Source organism: Methanospirillum sp., assembly GCF_035560735.1.
GTDB lineage: Archaea > Halobacteriota > Methanomicrobia > Methanomicrobiales > Methanospirillaceae > Methanospirillum.
The window spans coordinates 1-2,137 of sequence record NZ_DATMYY010000243.1; the positions used below are offsets into that span (position 1 = coordinate 1).

The following is a 2,137-nucleotide window of genomic DNA, read 5'->3' on the forward strand; positions in this document are numbered from 1 at the left end:
ATGTATGATGAACTCCTCGAGGATATTTCATGTAATGGACACGATCTTCCTGTTTACGTTCATCATCGGTATTATGGAAGTACTCCAACCTCAATAAAGTTCGAAGCAGAAGATCTGAATCGCTTTGTACTCAAACTTTCACAGAAGGCAGACAAACAGGTTTCCCTGACATCCCCACTCCTTGATGCATCACTTCCAAATGGATCACGGGCCCAGATTACGTATTCAGACGTTGTATCAACAAAAGGAAGTTCATTCACCATCCGCAAGTTTAGATCAGACCCCATGACACCAGCCACTCTGCTCTCTTTTGGAACATATAGTGATGAACTCCTTGCCTTTATCTGGTTAGCACTTGAAAACCGACAAAGTATGATTGTGGTTGGGGGGACAGCCAGTGGAAAGACTTCAGCAATGAACGCCTTCTCGTTCTTCATTCCTCACAATTCCAAGATCGTCTCTCTGGAAGATACCCGCGAGATACAGATACCACAGAAAAACTGGCTTCCTGTTCAGACAAGAACAAGTAGTTCATTTAACGACAGGGGAAATGTGGATCTTTTTGATCTACTCAGAGCATCCCTTCGCCAAAGACCGGAGTACATCATTGTGGGTGAAGTGAGAGGTAACGAGGCACAGACACTTTTTCAGGCTATGAACAGTGGCCATACTACTATCTCCACACTTCACGCAGGAAATATCGAAGAAGCATTAAACAGGCTCACTAATGAGCCGATTAATGTTCCACCTGCTATGTTTGGAGCACTTAACCTGATGGTTATCCAGACATTCCATTACCGGGAGGGCCGGATGATCAGAAGATGTGATGCTATTCATGAGATCCTTCTTGGAGAAGGGGACAAAGTAAAGTGGAATACCCTTTTTGAGTATGTGCCTGAAGATGATTCGTTTCGGAAAGTGTATAAAAAATCCAAAACGCTGCAGACGATTCAGTACATGCATAACTGGTCAGTTGAAGAGATACAATATCAACTGGATCTGAGAACTGCATTTCTATCGCGTCTCAGGCACCAGTATAGCACAGATCCTGAAATTCTGATACAGATGATTGCAGATCTTCGGAGAAGAGCATGAATCTCATAACTCCGAAACAGGTTGAGAAATGGACCCGGACAACATCACTCAGGAGATCAATCCGGGCTTCTCATCTTCCGTATTCCCTGTATGATTTTTTTATGATGATGCTAAAATATTGTCTTCTCTCATTTGGAGTTTTCATAGCAGTATCATCGTTTCTGCTTTTAACGAATTTTCAGTTGGTACCAGCACAGCCAAACAATATTTTAAATAACAACATCCTCATAATCACAATACTTTTTATCCTGCTCGGTCCCGGAGTTTCAATCGCTATTTTTACGTATCCTTCTACCACAGCTGCAGGGAGAAAATCTTCAATTGATCTTGATCTGCCGTATGCAATAACCTACATGCAGGCTCTCTCAATGACTATGACTCTATATAATGTAATCAGGAAAATATACGAGGCTGATGACCTTTTTGGAGAGGTTGGGAAAGAATTTGGTCTGATAGTCCGCGATGTAGAGGTATTTGGTGATGATCTGTATACAGCAATAAGAAATCTTCAGGGAGTAACACCCTCAAAGAACCTTTCTGAATTTCTCAATGATCTGCTCCTTCTCTCAAACAGTGGTGGAGATATTACCAACTTTCTTTCATCGCGGTCAGCCTATTTCAGAGAAACAGCAGCACGTGAACTTGAAAACATCCTAAAAACGATCGAGATAATGGCCGAAGTATATGTGACAGCCTTTGTCGCTGGTCCAATTACGATGATAATTATCATAGTCGCTCAAAATCTAGGTGGAAAGTCTGATCTGGCAGGATATATGCCTATAATCATTCTTGGGCTTGCTCTTGGATCTATAGGAATGATATACATCCTGTATCTGATGCTTCCGACAATTAAGATGGACATAACCAGAAAACCGATCAATGAGACTGAATTTGCTGATGTAGCTATTGAAGATGTGGACTTCTCTAAAGTTGATAAGAGATTTTTGAAGAAAATAGAATCAAAACGTAAGAGATTTAGACTAGAAAATCTTCTCAAGAATCCTCTTCGTGCATATATCTCCAATTATAATTACAGTATCGC

The 2,137-nt window shown here is 41.1% G+C and carries 2 protein-coding genes; both read left to right on the forward strand.

Annotated features, from left to right (window positions below; all coding sequences use genetic code 11):
• Positions 1-1,095 (forward strand): type II/IV secretion system ATPase subunit (locus tag VN429_RS06950; RefSeq protein WP_325631350.1); only part of this gene is annotated, 1,095 nt, incomplete at its 5' end.
• On the forward strand, positions 1,092-2,137 hold a 1,046-nt coding region (locus tag VN429_RS06955), incomplete at its 3' end, for a type II secretion system F family protein (protein WP_325631352.1). The genes VN429_RS06950 and VN429_RS06955, both read left to right, overlap by 4 nt.